Consider the following 13,857-nt stretch of genomic DNA (forward strand, 5'->3'; position numbering starts at 1 on the left):
ATGGCTAACAAACAAGATTTGATTGCAAAAGTAGCAGAAGCTACAGAATTGACTAAGAAAGATTCAGCAGCAGCAGTTGATGCGGTATTTGCAGCAGTAACTGAATACCTTGCAGCTGGTGAAAAAGTTCAATTGATTGGTTTTGGTAACTTTGAAGTTCGTGAACGTGCAGCTCGTAAAGGTCGCAACCCACAAACTGGTGCAGAAATCACAATTGCAGCTTCTAAAGTACCAGCATTTAAAGCAGGTAAAGCTCTTAAAGACGCTGTTAAATAATTCAACGACAAAAAGCCTATTGTATCAACGTTTCGGCGTTGTTCAATAGGCTTTTCTTGTGTTTTGGGGCATTTTTGGGGCATAAAATCAATAGTTTTCCATGATATCAGCCACATTTGACTTCATTTTCTTGGTGATGTGGGTGTAAATTTGAACAGTTGTCTTTGAATCAGCGTGACCGACACGATCCATAATAGCTTTAAGTGGGACATTGTTTTCAGCCAGACGGCTGACTAGAGTATGACGGAAGATGTGGCTGGTAAGATTTTTCTGAATCGGTTTTTCCAATCGCTTGTTGGCAGCTTTAAGAGCTAGGTTGAAAGAGTTAGTTTGAATGGGGACTCCGTTTTTAGTTGTGAAAAGGTAGCCCATGTCTCTATATCGTAGATTGGTATTTTTTTCCAGTTCATTCATGAACTCTATTTCTTTGAGGATTTCCATTTCCCGGTTGGTCATGATTGTTTCCCGGTAGGAGGCAAGAGTTTTGGGAGTTGTTTTTTCGCCGTTACGGTAGCCCTCTGTGTGGTCATAGGTCCCGTGCAACTGTAGAGCCCTGGTTTCAAAATCATAATTTGTTGGTTCGATACTGACCGCCTCACCAATGCGGCAGCCATTTAGGCTCATGAACTCAGACAGTAACCCTAAACGGTAAGTGTTGGGGCGTCGATATAACTCTTTAAGAAGCGGTTGGATTTCATCCTCTTCAAGATATTTTTCTTCAATTTTCTTCCAATCTTCCAAAGTTTTCTTTATTCGCGGGAGCTTGGCCCGCCGAGACGGATTATCTTTAATAATATTCAGATCAACAGCGTAATCAAAAGCAAGGTTGAGCATAGATTTGTGACGTTCTTTCTTGTTTCTGGAGCAGTCGAGATTGTCTAGGTAAGTTTGGACATATTTGGGATCAATATTGACCACTTTTACATTCAGTCCAAAAGACTCTCTTATTTCTTTGATATTGCCCATTAACGAAGCGATAGACGACCGTTTTATCTCTTGCTGATAAAATCCCCACCACTGGTCTAAAAGAGCTGTAAAGAGCATTTCTGACGTTTTTAGGTTATTCAAAAGGTTAGTTATCTTAGTATCAAGTATCTTTTGAGCTTCTTTTCGTATTCTGGGGGTGTCCTTCTCCATGAGTATAGACGTTCTTTTCCATTTGTTGGTATAAGGGTCACGGTATCTTTCAACAAAATTCACTTTTCCGCTTTTGTGTTGTTCTACCCACATTGTGTTTTCTCCTATATTTTGGTAAAATGGGTACAAAGAAAAGGGTTTTTTAATACCTATTCTTTATACGAGATGCCTCACACTCAAAATTTGGCGATGGCGAGTGTGGGGCTTTTTGTTATTTCAATGGCTCTTCTAAGTGCCAATCCCAGGGGAAACCTAAAGATTCGTTGATGATATTAACATCAATAGAACTTAATTTAATACTAAGTTTTTTGGTTCGTTTTCTAATAGAATTCCACAATATAACAAATTCTGCATGACTAATAAAACATTGCAAACTAACTATCGTTGAGTAAACGGATTTTCTAGAGTTATCATCTTGCAAGCCAGTGCCGTCGTGGATTGGTGAGAAATAAACACTATTAGCGTAACAGTTGTAATTTAAAAGGCGATTGTTGTGAGCACAAATATTTCTAGTTTGATTGATATTTTTTAGGAAAGAAATCATCGTTTCAGGAGGAAATACACCATTAAAACTAGGATTCCCTGTTTTTAGGAAACTAACCAAATCTTTTGCGATATTATTTTGGATTGATGTTGGTAAGTTTTCAATAATCATTCTCAAATCACCAAATTCAAGAAAATCTGTCAAAACCCATATCGGTACATCATTATGTTGGTTAACATAATGATTGATAGGGTTATCTCGAAATTTTTTATTAAAATTAATAATTCTGGCAAGTTTTGAAATAACAGTCCCCACTTCCAATATTTTGTCCTCTGCATATGAACTACTATTGAGATAAGCATATCGAGCATCAGAATTCTCTTCTGAAAAGCGATGGGCGGTTATAGATTTGATATGGTGCTCAGCTGTTAGGATAGCTTGTAAAATTGAGCGTTTGATATCTTTGTCAAAAGTGTATAGTGTGGATAATTCATCAAATGTAGCACCATCAACAAATTTATCTTGGTCGGTTTGAAAAAATTTTCCATACCCATTTACAATATTGTAATAGTTGTTACTAAGAAGATACTTTTTAGATTTTGGAATGTCCTTAATGTACAAACCTCTATCCGCTAGTATCTCTAATTGTTGATCAACTGTTTTAAATGGTTTCAAAAAAAGCCCTCCTCCAAAATGGAGAAGGACTTTTCCCGCACCAGTCCCCGTAGAGATTCTGGCACTAACTTTCAAGTGTCTTCATTTTATCCTTTTCCATTATTTTTGTCAATATTTTTCTATCGTTTTTTTATAATTTTTTAAATTATACTTGAAATTTTATCTCTCCACCGGCATAAAATTGCCAACCACCTTACCGATGATACGGGGTTCTTCTTCCCATTTTGCGAATTTATCATCGTATTTGTCATTGATAGAGACGAGCCTTAGGCCATCTTTTTCTTTATAGACTTTCTTGATATAGCTTTGACCGTCCCAATCCACGGCATAAATGGCGCCATCATAGTCCCAACCAGTATCTTTAATAAGGGCGACAGATCCGTCAAGGAATTTAGGTTCCATGGAATCACCATAGACCCAAGAAGCAAAGTCGTGATCTATATCTTTGTTGTAAAATACGACATCATAGTTGCGGTCTTCCATGTAGTCGTAACCATTTCCGGCAGATAATTTCTCGAATACGTGGTATTCAGTAAGTAGCTCTGCTATACTTGAGTTTTCACTTTTCTGCTCTTTGAGCTGCTTGTCAGCAAATGTCAATACTTTTTCTTGACGTGGCTGGTGAAGCTGGTCGTAGATTTGTTGGATTTCAGATTTTGAAAGAACAGGGGGAGTAGCATTGATTTGAATTTCTTGATCGTCATCAAGCATATCAATCAAATCTTCTGCAGAAATTTGCATGCCTTTAGCAATTTTTTCTATCGTTTCATAAGATGGAACAATAGGTTTTTTTGACTTCGGATGCTCATTTTTTTCAAGCATAGAAATATACCCTTTTGTTAAATCAGATAATTCGCAAAAAGCATCCATAGATAACTTATGTTCTGATCTGTATGATTTTAGTAATTCTCCTAATTTCATTAAAAAACTCCTTTCTATATGTTGTTTAATCTATTATACACTTAAAAATAAAAAAAGTAAATATTTTTTGTTTAACACACTTGACAAATTATGTTTAACATGTTAAACTATAATCAAGCTTAGAGATAAGCAAATAAAACGAAAGGAAAAAACATTATGCTAAAACGCCGGCGTAAACAAAAAGGCCCTTGGCTGACACAGCCAAGAGCCACAGTAATAGCAGCGATAATCGCACTTATCGCAGTGTTGTTACAAATCCTCTTCAAATAGAGGACGTGGATTGTAGGAGTGGGGCGCAAGCCCCAACTCTTACAATGTCATTCTAGCATAATGTGAGGTGAAAAGCAATGAAAAAAGAGCAACTTTGGACAATCGGTGGACTGGTCGCAATAGGTGTGATACTTGCGATTGTGATTTGGAATTTTATTTTTTAAGGAGGAAGGGAAAGATGTTTTTTGTTCTGATAATAATTATGAACATACTAATAACTTTCATTATCTTGAGAATTTATAGTTACTATTTGGCTAAAGAGTTAGCAGTTATGGAGAAGAGAATACTAAGTTACATTGATTTGAAAACAATTTTACAGAAAGATTCACCTAATTCTGTTAGTGAGTAATACGAATGTTCGAAAACCAACTCTTCTTCATCGGAAATATCTGGTAGAAATGTATTTAAGTCTTCTGGGAAGAAACTTCTGAACTCTGTGAATATATCGGCAAAGTGAGAATGTATCAGTCTAGTATCTTCATGGAATGTGATAAGGTTGGCGCTTTCGAGCAAGGATAGTTCTAATGACATTGAATTCTCAGAATGGTCATCTAATAGTAAAAATCCATTTCCTAGTTTTTTAGAAGAGTAAGTTGATTTGTTTTCTGCTTTCAATCTTACAAAAGGAACCAACGAAGCTGTGTTGTAATAAATCATTTCCAATAAGCGAGCCTCTCTAGGCGACATTTCAGAAATAATGGCACTAAACTTAGGACTAATGGAAGAATTCGCTCTCGAATCAAGTGTTACTGTGATTAATCTTGTAAACATTGCTCGTAGTTCATCACTGTTTAATTGATATTTAGAATCCTCTATACTCTTTAAAACTAGTCCTATTTTCGAATCATCTTGATACTTTTCTGGAATGGTTTGAACAGAGGTCTGTACTTCTATTTTAAAACGTTCTAAGTAAGCTTCACGTTGTATATTGAATTTTCTAATAGGATCAAAGGCTAGATGGAAAACACCATCTAATAAAGTTTTAGAAGCTTCTCCGATAGAAGTTGCAGCAGGCTTGAATAAGGCGTCTCCAGTATTTTTTGAAATAGGTAAAGGATTAAGTAAATCATTTTTTGAGCTATCTTTAGTCATCGTCGCTGCACTTTCTTAATTATTTGATTAACAATAAGAGTTTAATTGCTAGTTAAAGTTGGCTTAATTGTTAATCATGGATATATTATAAAATAAATATAGCAAATTGTCAATATATGGTATATTATTGCAATGTTTTTAAACAAAAATACAATATATGGTAGGAGGAGTAACATGTGGGAAAAAATAAAGGCTGTCATGGATCGCAAAGGAATGACGATGTATGCTGTCAGTAAAAAAGCTGGAATTGACCAGAATGTACTCATCAATTTAAAGGTTGGTCGTACAAAACGCATTTACTTTGACAACATGCAAAAAATAGCTGACGCATTGGATGTCAGTCTAGATGAATTTAGATAAGGAGAAGAAAATGAATGAATTAGAAAGAACGGCCCTCAATGAAATACTGAGGACTGTAACGTATATTGCTGGGAAAGTAGAAGAAATTGATTCTAAGATTTCTTTGAGCGATTCACAAGCTCTTGAGCATCAAGAAAAGTAAGTTTCTTACCAAGGTAGAAAATGAAGCCATGTAAATAGTTTTTTAAGTCATAAATATCCTTATCTGGATTTTTTCGGAAGTAGTGACCTTCGTCGTTGCCAATGTATGTTGAAGCTAGAGCAACTGTCTTCAACTCTTCATCATCAATATATGTATCTATGACTTGCTTGAGTTGCATTCTTTCAATCTTGGCTTTATCATCCATGTTTGTCAAAATAACAAAATCTTTAACAAAAAATTCTAAAGCTTTACGATAGCCAATGCCTGCAATATGGTCAAGCTTCTCGTTTTCAGCTTTTAGGGCTTGTAGGTAAATATCTTTTCCGATAGGCGAAATGATGTCAATATCTTCTGGCATTGGGATATCACTAGGCAATTCAGGTTTAACTTCAACATGTGTTAGATTGTAATGGTTTGTGCCGTCAAGAGTGGCAGAAAACTCTTCTACCCAGAAATGTTCGCAACCTGGACACTGCAATGTTATGAAAATATTACTTTTTCCTACAGATTTTTCACTGCTCCCTTTGCTTACAACATCTGGGATGATTGGTTTTCGGCAATTAGGGCAGGAATTCTCTATTACAACATCTTGTCTGGCATAGTTACTTATTTGAATTTCTACAAACATAGATTTTCTCCAATCGTTTTTATTCTATTATACCAAATTTGAAAGGAGGTGAGGAGTGGTGCAAGGAGAACGTTTAAAAAAATGGCGTGAGGCAGAAAAAATGTCTCAAGAGGAACTCGCAGAGAAGTCAAATGTTTCTCGAACAACAATACATTTGATAGAATCAGGTCAGTTTTCAACTGTTAAACTTCGAACACTTCAAAAGTTAGCCGGAGTTTTTAACAAACATGTAAAAGATTTTTTTTGAAATAAATGTTTAACAAATTAAACTCAAAATAAGTCAATTATAGCAATTTTAAAAAAGGAGAAGAAAAAATGATTCATCATTACATCACGCATTATGCTAGAGATGGGAAAGATTATGCCGAGGCATGGATCCAAATTGATATTTTTGGTAAATGCTTTTGTTTATCACAAAAACGTACAATCATTGAACGACTGTACGCAGATAAGGGCTAGACTTTCTTCCAACCATTGCCTTTAGCTGAAGTTGGAGGTAAACGATCACCTTTTCCAATAGTAGCAGTATGACCGTTGGCAACGTGTCCTCCGCGAGGACCAACTTCAACATAGTGACCAGCTGGTTGGTTATCGGTGCCAGGTTTAATTGGAGTTACCATAAGCAATCCTCCTTCCTAGGTTGATAAGTCGATTATAACAAAAAAGCAACTGAAAAATCAGTCGCTTACCAAAATAACTAATTTAATTATAGCACAGAAGGGAACAATTTACTATGCCAAAAGCAGAAATAGTTTACAGACCTGCCAATCAGTCTGAAAAAGCAACATATGGTGACTATGCACACCTTTGCCAAATATGGGAAGGGTTGACAGTCGGAACTGCTAAAGGTTGGGCGGCAGAAATGAGAGAACATCCAGACTTTCGACAATTCATTGACAACCCAACTCACAGAATCGTCTTTGTCAATTACGAAGGATTTCGCCTGTTCGTCAAATGGAAATCCCGTAACCGATACAGACCCAAAAAAGAAACACTGGCAGAGATGCTGGAAAACATTAAACGTGAAAAACAATTAGGAGTGTAAGAATGCTAGACAAAGAAAAAAGAATAGAAAAAGCCTTTAAGCTTATCGCAAAATTTATTGATAAGTGCAACTTATCAGAGACTGAGAAATGCAATTTGAAAGGTCTCTTGATGAATATTAAGAGTCGGATGGAAGCAGCTTAATGAAAGAGGTAACAAAATGAGTACACTATATGAATTAACAGGTCAATATCTGACTATTTATGAAATGGATATTGACGAACAAACAAAGCAAGATACTCTGGAAGGTATGGACTGGGAAGAGGACTTCGTCAACAAAGCAGAAGGCTATGTCAAGGTTATCAAAAATTTAGAAGCAGACATTCCGGGAATTGATGAAGAAATCAAACGACTACAAGATCGGAAGAAGAGTTTGCAGAATAAAATCGGCGTACTCAAAGACAATCTGCAGACGGCCATGGAAGTGACAGGCAATGAGAGAATCAAGTCATCATTGTTTACTATTGCAATTCAAAATTCTAAGGCTAGCGTCAAGGTTGATGAAAGTCTCTTGCCTAAGAAATATTGGAATAAGAAAATAACAGTAACGCCTGACAAAAAAGGCCTCTATGAATTATTAAAAGAAGGCAAGAAAATCAAGGGCGCAGAGCTGCAGGAAAATAGAAGTTTGAGGATTCGCTGATGGGATTGATTAACAAAAATTGTGAGAAGCCTGAATTTACAAATGAAGAAGAGCTAAAAATAAAAGACAAGCAGCATAAAGAATTGAAAACATTGTTTGCTTTTGCAAAAGCAAATAAACAGAATTGGTTTGAAACGGCTCTATTTGATGGTGTGCTTTCTGAGAAGGTGAATGTATGAGGATTTTATCAATTGACCCCTCAAGCAATCGAATTGAAAGCAGTACAACTGGAATTGTGCTCCTGGATAATGCAAGATTGGTCGACTATTGGGTAGTGCTGTTCGGTGCTCAAAATTTTAAGACCTGGTTCAAAGAAATTGGCCGTACTCTCGAAGTGGATACAGTAGTGGTTGAGAAATTCGAGGTAAGAGATAATGATTATTCCAGAGACAACTCGGTAGTTGAGACCATTGAAGCTATTGAGTTGTGCTATCCTGATCTGATTTTACAGAGGAATGCAGGTTATCAAGCGGATATACCAGATGACTTACTAAAAGCTTTGGGGCTTTGGACATTTGATAAGAGTCATCACAACGATGTGAGGGCAGCTGCAAGGCTTGGGCTATTTTATGCCCAACGGAATGACATCGAGGAGGTGATTGTGGACATTGGCAATCGAATTACGCAAATGGCAGGCTGAAGCGGTCAAACGTAGTGACCGTGACTGCCCTGGTATCTTCCTTGAGGCATACGGCGGCCGTGGTAAAACCATCTGTGCTTTTGAAATCGCAAAGCACAAGGGAGCAAAAAAAGTCCTGGTTATCAATAATCGACTAGCTATCCTGAACGGATGGAACAGCACTTATCAAAAATTAGGCTACAACACTGATTTTGAATTAGAGACTATGACAGACCGCAGATTGCAGAACAGACTTGCAAGTGGTGAGTCTATTGAGTGCGATGTGTTCATTGTTGACGAGTGGCAGAATATGTCTAGCGATGCCAATGTGAAGGCTTATCAGAAGGTCAAACGCAGCTATACTGTAGGTTTGTCAGCAACGCCCATCAGGAAGAAGGGGCAAAACTTCTATCCGCTCGAAAAGACATTTTTTGGAGCGGCCGAACCAAACCAAAAGGAAAACTGGCAACTAGCCCACGGGAAGATGAAATATTCCAAATTCAGCTATTCTAAGCAAGAATGGGATGACTTCCGAGACTATGAAAGCTATGTAGCTAATCTGCCAAACTTTTTCCGCTGGGAAGATGTTGAGGAGATTGAAGAAGCAGAAAAAAACAATGGCTTTGAGGTCATCTTTGAGCCTGTCTGGTGCTTGACTGCTAATCCGGAAGAATTGGAACAGTTTAGAAAGCTGAACATTGTCGGAAAAGATGGCAAGTACGCCATGGCAAAACAGACATTTGGCCGAAAGACTTTTGAAAGGTACCTCACACAGACAGGCTTTGAAGTGGATTTCCCAAAGCTTAAAGCGGTCAATCAAGACACGCCTATGCTGCTCCAGTTGGATCTCCTGTTAGCTAGCAAGACAGAAATGTTGATAGTTAGCAAGTCTAAACAGATTGTGGAGGTTATCCGAGAACGTCACCCAGAAATTGGCATTTGGACGGGGGACAAGAAAGACTCCCTAGAACAGACCAACGTTGTGGCTACTAGTCAAGTGTTAGGTGTCGGAGTTGATGGTCTGCAGTATAAATTTAAAACAATCGTAGTGCTGGATCCGGTCAATAAATCAGATGGCAGCTATGATGATTATAGACAGCTGCTTTGGCGGGTAACAGGCAGCCGCCAACAACATGACGTGAGAGTCATAGAGTTTTATTTTTAAGGAGAAACGAATGCGAATTAAAAAAATTATCAGTCAATACCGAAGAGATTTCACAGCAGAATATGAGTGTGAACATTGTGGCTTTACGAAAATAGATGGCGGATATGATGACGCAAACTATCATAATAATGTGGTCCCAAATATGGAATGCGAGAAATGTGGAAAGAAAGCAGAATCTAACTACAGACCGCTTGCTACAAAATACCCAGAAGGTTATCAAATTTAAGGAGAATCAAAATGAAAATGAATCAAGAACTTATTGTATTGCGTAGAAAAGAAACAGGGTCTTTCTTAAAATCGTTTGAGGATCGCGGAACATTAGCCTACCAAGCAGATTACACGGATAATCTTGCCAACGCTTTGTTCATGTCTCTCGAAAAATACGAAGAAGACAAAATGCAATTCAAAAACATGGCTAAAATATTTGGTTGTGAAGTTGTCAAGGTTAAAGCTACATATGAATTAACTTATCCAAACGGTAGCGAGGTTCGAGAGATTGAAAAGCAGCCTGATAAGCTTACTCGTGATTTTTTGAGAGGGTTGTTTGACTAAAAGGAGTTAACATGGGAAAAATATTTGGAGTATTGCAAGCCATTCAGAGCGAACTAATCGTCCCGAAAGGGCAATATAACTCATTTGGTAAATATAACTATCGCAGTGCGGAAGATATTCTAGAAGCACTGAAACCAATTTTAAAAAAACATAAAGCAGCTATCACGCTCAGTGATGATATTACCTACATTGAGGGGCGCCATTATGTTGAATCTTCTGTTACACTCTACGCTGAAGGTGAAGCTATTGGGGTTAAAGGTTTGGCGCGTGAAGAAGAAAGTAAAAAGGGCATGGATGGTAGTCAAATCACAGGTACTGCCTCCAGCTATGCTCGTAAATACGCTCTGAATGGTCTCTTTGCTATCGACGATAACAAAGACGCGGATTCTGATGAATATCAGAACCAAAACAAGAGTACGACAAAATCAGAACCAGCAGCTAAGCCAGATCAGAAAACATCTAATAGTCAACAGACCAAGCTGGCGCCGTCAGCTAAGACTAAAAAGATTACTGGCGCTCAAGCTAAGAAACTGCGTGAAGACATCAAGAATATTGCAGAAGCGACTGGTGGCCCAGTTAATACTGTGGGGGTATGGTTCATCGGCCAGCTAGGGGTAGATAAAATCGAAAACATTCCAGCTGAGCGTCTGAAAGAAGCGCAGGAATTGATTACAAAAACAAAGAAAGTGAAAGGAATTGAATAATGATTGAACTAACTCAGATGCAACACTATCCACAAATAAGACTAAAAAGATTACTGGCGCTCAAGCTAAGAAACTGCGTGAAGACATCAAGAATATTGCAGAAGCGACTGGTGGCCCAGTTAATACTGTGGGGGTATGGTTCATCGGCCAGCTAGGGGTAGATAAAATCGAAAACATTAGAATATTTGGAAAGAGAAACCAATCTCTGTCAATGCCTACAGAGTGGAATCTGTGGCAATTGATTTTAGGGAAGGAAATACAGTTATCACTTTTGGAAAAGATGATTTTATCGTTGTCAAAGAAAGCTACGGCTATGTCTTAGGGAAAATGAAGGAGATTTTGAATGATTAACAATGTAGTGCTTGTAGGTCGAATGACCCGAGATGCCGAACTGCGAATGACTCAAAGTAACACAGCAGTTGCTAGCTTCACTCTTGCAGTCAACCGACCATTTAAAAATCAAAATGGGGAGCGTGAAGCAGATTTTATTAACTGTGTAATTTGGCGACAAGCTGCTGAAAACCTTGCAAATTGGTGTAAAAAAGGTGCACTCGTTGGGATTACCGGAAATATTCAAACTCGTAATTATGAAAACCAACAAGGTCAACGTGTCTATGTGACAGAAGTCGTAGCGGATAATTTCCAATTATTGGAAAGTCGTAGTCAGCAACAATCTTCAAACAATAATCTAGCTAATAATCCAATGGACATCTCAGACGAGGATTTACCATTTTAGAAAGTAGGTAGGACATGGGAATGAAAGAGTACGCTTTGGCTTATCAAAAGAAAGGTTTTTCTGTAATTCCCATAGTTCCAAATGGGAAGCAGCCGGCTATTAAATTTGCAGATAAACCAGCTATGACAGCGGAAGAAATCGAGAACTACTGGAATCAGCATCCGAACAGTAATATTGCTGTTCGGACTGATAAATTCTTTGTCATCGATATTGACCTACATGGTAAGCACAATGGTTATGAGAGTTTGGCCAATTGGGATAAGATTGACTTGTTAATTCCTACACTGCAGGCTAAGACTGCTAGTGGTGGTAAGCACATCTTCTATTTCAAACATCCGGATGTGTCCATGACGCAAATGATTGGGTTCTTGCCAGGAGTTGACATTAAAGCTCATCCAAACAATTATGTGCTAGTGGCTCCATCCAAAACGGCAAAAGGTGAGTATACATGGGATATGGACAAGTCAAAAGAAGGCGGCACGATGGTCACAGCCAGCAGAGATTTAGTCTTGGCTATTAAGCAAGAATACCTTAAAAAGAACAATCGCAGTGATTTGGATGACATCTATTATCAAATGGCGAGTGGGAATGGCAAGAGGAATCGGACTACAGAAGTTTTAGAAATGATAGTTTGCGGTTTTGGCGACGAGGGTAGCCGCAATGACACAGCTGCCAAATTCGCAGGCACCTTATTAGCAAGAGCAGTCGAACCGCAGTATGTGTTGCAGCTGGCACAAATTGCAAACAATCATTCAATGGAGCCATTGAGCGATAGGGAATTAAAAAGGACAGTTGATAGCATGATAAAAAAACATTTGAGAGGTGGTGAGCGTCATTGGTGAGATTGTAAATATTTCAATCAAGCAATTTTCAAGGCGAAAAAAGAAAATTCTTGACGAAAATGGAGAACAGATTGAAATTGAATCTATTGTGGCAGATAGTCCAAGAAATGTGCTACTGGCCATGAAGAGCGACAACAAGCTCAATGATTTTCTAAGACACAATGAGTTCACCGGCGAGCACGAAATCGTGGCAGATGTTAAGCTGGACGCAATCAACTTACGTAAGGGTCAGCTGCCTTCTGCCTTTGAATCTTACCTAAGTGTCTACCTAGAGAACCACTTCAAAACAGTGTTTAAGGCTAGCGCGTTAAGAGACGGCATTGAAGCTTTCTTTGCGGAAAAAACTTACAATCCTGTTCAGGAATATATGGAAACTGCCTACGATAGCTGGGACCACAAAGAGCGGATAAACCAGGTATTTCAAACTTGGTTAGGTGCAGAGGACTCTATTTATGTGCAAAAAATTGCTGAAATGTTCTTTGTTGGCGCAGTGGCCAAAGTCTTTAACCCCTGGGTCAAATTTGACTACGTGTTAGACTTGGTCGGTGGCCAGGGAGCTGGTAAGACCACCTTCTTGCAGAAGATTGCAGGGGATTGGTACACAGACAGTGCTAAGGACTTCATGGACAAGGACAATTACGAAATCATGCTCAAATCCTTGATCGTTAATGATGACGAGATGGTGGCATCCAGAAAAACGACTTTTGATGAACTCAAGGCATTTGTGACCAAAACAGAGTTATCTTTTAGACGGTCTTACGGTCGACGTGCTGAAAAATATCCTAAAAACTTTGTTATTGCTAGGACTAGCAATAAAATTGAATATCTCGGAGACAAAACTGGTGAGCGTCGTTTCATGCCAATCAAAGTTAATGCGGAAAATCAATTTGTGAAGCCGTTTGACATGACGGATAAAGATGTGGCGCAATTGTGGGGTGAGGCAGTTGCTATCTATAAGAAAGGCTTCGACCTAACCTTTGACGATGACTTCGAGGATGAATTAACTGTTTACAAAGAGCAGTTTACTTATCGAGATGAGGCAGAAAGTCAGATTTATGATTATCTGGACATGCTAGTTCCAGAAGACTGGGACGCTATGACAGTTGCCCAGCAACATCAGTATACGTGGTGTTATTTCAACAACGGTACTTATCAAGACGAGGCAGGAAATGCTTATGTCGGCACAGAATTACAGGGCAGCGTATCGGCTAAGCAGATTTTGAAAAATGTATTTGACATTGACAGCGCACGAGGTGAGAGAATCGCTCGGAAAATCAAACTGATTATGGATAATAATATTGATTGGGAATACAAGCAAAAGCGTGTAAATGGCAAGATGGTTCGTGGATATTTTCGCAAAAATAATGAATAATTCTTGATGGTACACATCCCAGTTTTGATGGTACAAAACAGGCAAACTGTACCATCATGTACCATCATGAGTCTGAGACAAAATAGTTCTCAGTCACAAAAAAGCTAGAGATTCCCAATTATGGAACTCTAGCTTTTTAAGTTTGAGTCGTTCTCTTATTGTATTTAAGGAGATTATTGGCCATGAGCACTAAAC

At 38.3% G+C, this 13,857-nt stretch carries 21 protein-coding genes; 15 read left to right on the forward strand and 6 right to left on the reverse strand.

Going from position 1 to position 13,857, the window contains the following annotated elements; all coding sequences use genetic code 11:
* Positions 1-276 (forward strand): HU family DNA-binding protein, encoded by a 276-nt coding sequence (locus IYQ91_RS06375; RefSeq protein WP_003023726.1) that lies wholly within the window; start codon positions 1-3, stop codon positions 274-276.
* Between the two features lie 87 nt (positions 277-363).
* On the opposite strand, the gene IYQ91_RS06380 is transcribed toward IYQ91_RS06375, so the two are convergent.
* The 4 genes from IYQ91_RS06380 to IYQ91_RS06395 form a co-directional block, all read right to left on the reverse strand.
* A complete protein-coding gene (locus IYQ91_RS06380; protein WP_195673386.1) occupies positions 364-1,506 on the reverse strand; it encodes a tyrosine-type recombinase/integrase in 1,143 nt (380 codons plus the stop codon).
* Between the two features lie 118 nt (positions 1,507-1,624).
* A complete protein-coding gene (locus tag IYQ91_RS06385; protein ID WP_195673387.1) occupies positions 1,625-2,572 on the reverse strand; it encodes an Abi family protein in 948 nt (315 codons plus the stop codon).
* Between the two features lie 159 nt (positions 2,573-2,731).
* On the reverse strand, positions 2,732-3,493 hold the full coding sequence (locus tag IYQ91_RS06390; RefSeq protein ID WP_195673388.1) for an XRE family transcriptional regulator: 762 nt from the start codon (positions 3,491-3,493) through the stop codon (positions 2,732-2,734).
* A 561-nt stretch (positions 3,494-4,054) separates the two neighbouring features.
* Positions 4,055-4,855, reverse strand: a complete 801-nt coding sequence (locus IYQ91_RS06395; protein WP_195673389.1) for a DUF4393 domain-containing protein — start codon at positions 4,853-4,855, stop codon at positions 4,055-4,057.
* 174 nt (positions 4,856-5,029) lie between these two features.
* Between IYQ91_RS06395 and IYQ91_RS06400 the strand changes: the two genes are divergently transcribed.
* Positions 5,030-5,215: a helix-turn-helix domain-containing protein gene (locus IYQ91_RS06400; protein WP_195673390.1), complete on the forward strand. Its 186-nt coding sequence runs from the start codon at positions 5,030-5,032 to the stop codon at positions 5,213-5,215.
* Between the two features lie 92 nt (positions 5,216-5,307).
* Here IYQ91_RS06400 and IYQ91_RS06405 read toward each other — a convergent pair whose 3' ends face one another.
* On the reverse strand, positions 5,308-5,985 hold the full coding sequence (locus IYQ91_RS06405; RefSeq protein ID WP_144210101.1) for a DUF4145 domain-containing protein: 678 nt from the start codon (positions 5,983-5,985) through the stop codon (positions 5,308-5,310).
* Between the two features lie 55 nt (positions 5,986-6,040).
* Here IYQ91_RS06405 and IYQ91_RS06410 point away from each other — a divergent pair, with 55 nt between their 5' ends.
* The gene (locus IYQ91_RS06410) at positions 6,041-6,232 is read left to right on the forward strand and encodes a helix-turn-helix domain-containing protein (RefSeq protein ID WP_235499510.1); all 192 of its coding nucleotides are present in this window, start codon (positions 6,041-6,043) and stop codon (positions 6,230-6,232) included.
* A gap of 208 nt (positions 6,233-6,440) precedes the next feature.
* Here the strand turns inward: IYQ91_RS06410 and IYQ91_RS06415 are convergent, their stop codons facing one another.
* Positions 6,441-6,605, reverse strand: coding sequence for a YjzC family protein (locus tag IYQ91_RS06415; RefSeq protein WP_195673391.1), 165 nt, complete (start codon positions 6,603-6,605; stop codon positions 6,441-6,443).
* A 113-nt stretch (positions 6,606-6,718) separates the two neighbouring features.
* Here IYQ91_RS06415 and IYQ91_RS06420 point away from each other — a divergent pair, with 113 nt between their 5' ends.
* The 12 genes from IYQ91_RS06420 to IYQ91_RS06475 all read left to right on the forward strand — a co-directional run bounded on the left by IYQ91_RS06420 (position 6,719) and on the right by IYQ91_RS06475 (position 13,662).
* Positions 6,719-7,030 carry an excisionase gene (locus tag IYQ91_RS06420; protein WP_106382452.1) on the forward strand — a complete coding sequence of 104 codons (312 nt, stop codon included), beginning with the start codon at positions 6,719-6,721 and terminating at the stop codon, positions 7,028-7,030.
* 2 nt (positions 7,031-7,032) lie between these two features.
* A complete protein-coding gene (locus IYQ91_RS06425) occupies positions 7,033-7,173 on the forward strand; it encodes a hypothetical protein (protein ID WP_195673392.1) in 141 nt (46 codons plus the stop codon).
* A gap of 16 nt (positions 7,174-7,189) precedes the next feature.
* Positions 7,190-7,672 (forward strand): siphovirus Gp157 family protein, encoded by a 483-nt coding sequence (locus IYQ91_RS06430; RefSeq protein WP_195673393.1) that lies wholly within the window; start codon positions 7,190-7,192, stop codon positions 7,670-7,672.
* A complete protein-coding gene (locus tag IYQ91_RS06435; protein WP_195673394.1) occupies positions 7,672-7,851 on the forward strand; it encodes a hypothetical protein in 180 nt (59 codons plus the stop codon). The genes IYQ91_RS06430 and IYQ91_RS06435 overlap by 1 nt, the downstream gene beginning before the upstream one ends.
* Positions 7,848-8,312 (forward strand): hypothetical protein, encoded by a 465-nt coding sequence (locus IYQ91_RS06440; RefSeq protein WP_195673395.1) that lies wholly within the window; start codon positions 7,848-7,850, stop codon positions 8,310-8,312. Before IYQ91_RS06435 ends, IYQ91_RS06440 begins: the two co-directional genes overlap by 4 nt.
* Positions 8,281-9,456 carry a DEAD/DEAH box helicase family protein gene (locus tag IYQ91_RS06445; RefSeq protein ID WP_195673396.1) on the forward strand — a complete coding sequence of 392 codons (1,176 nt, stop codon included), beginning with the start codon at positions 8,281-8,283 and terminating at the stop codon, positions 9,454-9,456. The genes IYQ91_RS06440 and IYQ91_RS06445 overlap by 32 nt, the downstream gene beginning before the upstream one ends.
* A 10-nt stretch (positions 9,457-9,466) precedes the next feature.
* Positions 9,467-9,682: a hypothetical protein gene (locus IYQ91_RS06450; RefSeq protein ID WP_106079282.1), complete on the forward strand. Its 216-nt coding sequence runs from the start codon at positions 9,467-9,469 to the stop codon at positions 9,680-9,682.
* Between the two features lie 11 nt (positions 9,683-9,693).
* Complete coding sequence (locus IYQ91_RS06455; protein ID WP_195673397.1) at positions 9,694-10,008, forward strand: hypothetical protein; 315 nt, start codon at positions 9,694-9,696, stop codon at positions 10,006-10,008.
* Positions 10,009-10,019: 11 nt separating this feature from the next.
* A complete protein-coding gene (locus tag IYQ91_RS06460) occupies positions 10,020-10,712 on the forward strand; it encodes an ERF family protein (protein WP_195673398.1) in 693 nt (230 codons plus the stop codon).
* Between the two features lie 343 nt (positions 10,713-11,055).
* Entirely contained in the window at positions 11,056-11,448 is a 393-nt protein-coding gene (ssb, locus tag IYQ91_RS06465; RefSeq protein ID WP_195673399.1) for a single-stranded DNA-binding protein, read from the forward strand.
* A 14-nt stretch (positions 11,449-11,462) separates the two neighbouring features.
* A complete protein-coding gene (locus IYQ91_RS06470) occupies positions 11,463-12,290 on the forward strand; it encodes a bifunctional DNA primase/polymerase (RefSeq protein WP_195673400.1) in 828 nt (275 codons plus the stop codon).
* A complete protein-coding gene (locus IYQ91_RS06475) occupies positions 12,274-13,662 on the forward strand; it encodes a VapE domain-containing protein (protein ID WP_195673401.1) in 1,389 nt (462 codons plus the stop codon). Before IYQ91_RS06470 ends, IYQ91_RS06475 begins: the two co-directional genes overlap by 17 nt.
* Positions 13,663-13,857: the final 195 nt, after the last annotated feature.

This window comes from Streptococcus sp. HF-2466, assembly GCF_015594645.1.
Classification (GTDB): Bacteria; Bacillota; Bacilli; order Lactobacillales; family Streptococcaceae; genus Streptococcus; species Streptococcus anginosus.

Coding starts and splice junctions, on each gene's coding strand:
- IYQ91_RS06375 (WP_003023726.1), top strand. CDS start 1: ATGGCTAACAAACAAGATTTGATTGCAAAAGTAGCAGAAGCTACAGAA.
- IYQ91_RS06380 (WP_195673386.1), bottom strand. CDS start 1,506: ATGTGGGTAGAACAACACAAAAGCGGAAAAGTGAATTTTGTTGAAAGA.
- IYQ91_RS06390 (WP_195673388.1), bottom strand. CDS start 3,493: ATGAAATTAGGAGAATTACTAAAATCATACAGATCAGAACATAAGTTA.
- IYQ91_RS06395 (WP_195673389.1), bottom strand. CDS start 4,855: ATGACTAAAGATAGCTCAAAAAATGATTTACTTAATCCTTTACCTATT.
- IYQ91_RS06400 (WP_195673390.1), top strand. CDS start 5,030: ATGTGGGAAAAAATAAAGGCTGTCATGGATCGCAAAGGAATGACGATG.
- IYQ91_RS06405 (WP_144210101.1), bottom strand. CDS start 5,985: ATGTTTGTAGAAATTCAAATAAGTAACTATGCCAGACAAGATGTTGTA.
- IYQ91_RS06415 (WP_195673391.1), bottom strand. CDS start 6,605: ATGGTAACTCCAATTAAACCTGGCACCGATAACCAACCAGCTGGTCAC.
- IYQ91_RS06420 (WP_106382452.1), top strand. CDS start 6,719: ATGCCAAAAGCAGAAATAGTTTACAGACCTGCCAATCAGTCTGAAAAA.
- IYQ91_RS06425 (WP_195673392.1), top strand. CDS start 7,033: ATGCTAGACAAAGAAAAAAGAATAGAAAAAGCCTTTAAGCTTATCGCA.
- IYQ91_RS06430 (WP_195673393.1), top strand. CDS start 7,190: ATGAGTACACTATATGAATTAACAGGTCAATATCTGACTATTTATGAA.
- IYQ91_RS06435 (WP_195673394.1), top strand. CDS start 7,672: ATGGGATTGATTAACAAAAATTGTGAGAAGCCTGAATTTACAAATGAA.
- IYQ91_RS06440 (WP_195673395.1), top strand. CDS start 7,848: ATGAGGATTTTATCAATTGACCCCTCAAGCAATCGAATTGAAAGCAGT.
- IYQ91_RS06450 (WP_106079282.1), top strand. CDS start 9,467: ATGCGAATTAAAAAAATTATCAGTCAATACCGAAGAGATTTCACAGCA.
- IYQ91_RS06455 (WP_195673397.1), top strand. CDS start 9,694: ATGAAAATGAATCAAGAACTTATTGTATTGCGTAGAAAAGAAACAGGG.
- IYQ91_RS06460 (WP_195673398.1), top strand. CDS start 10,020: ATGGGAAAAATATTTGGAGTATTGCAAGCCATTCAGAGCGAACTAATC.
- ssb (WP_195673399.1), top strand. CDS start 11,056: ATGATTAACAATGTAGTGCTTGTAGGTCGAATGACCCGAGATGCCGAA.
- IYQ91_RS06470 (WP_195673400.1), top strand. CDS start 11,463: ATGGGAATGAAAGAGTACGCTTTGGCTTATCAAAAGAAAGGTTTTTCT.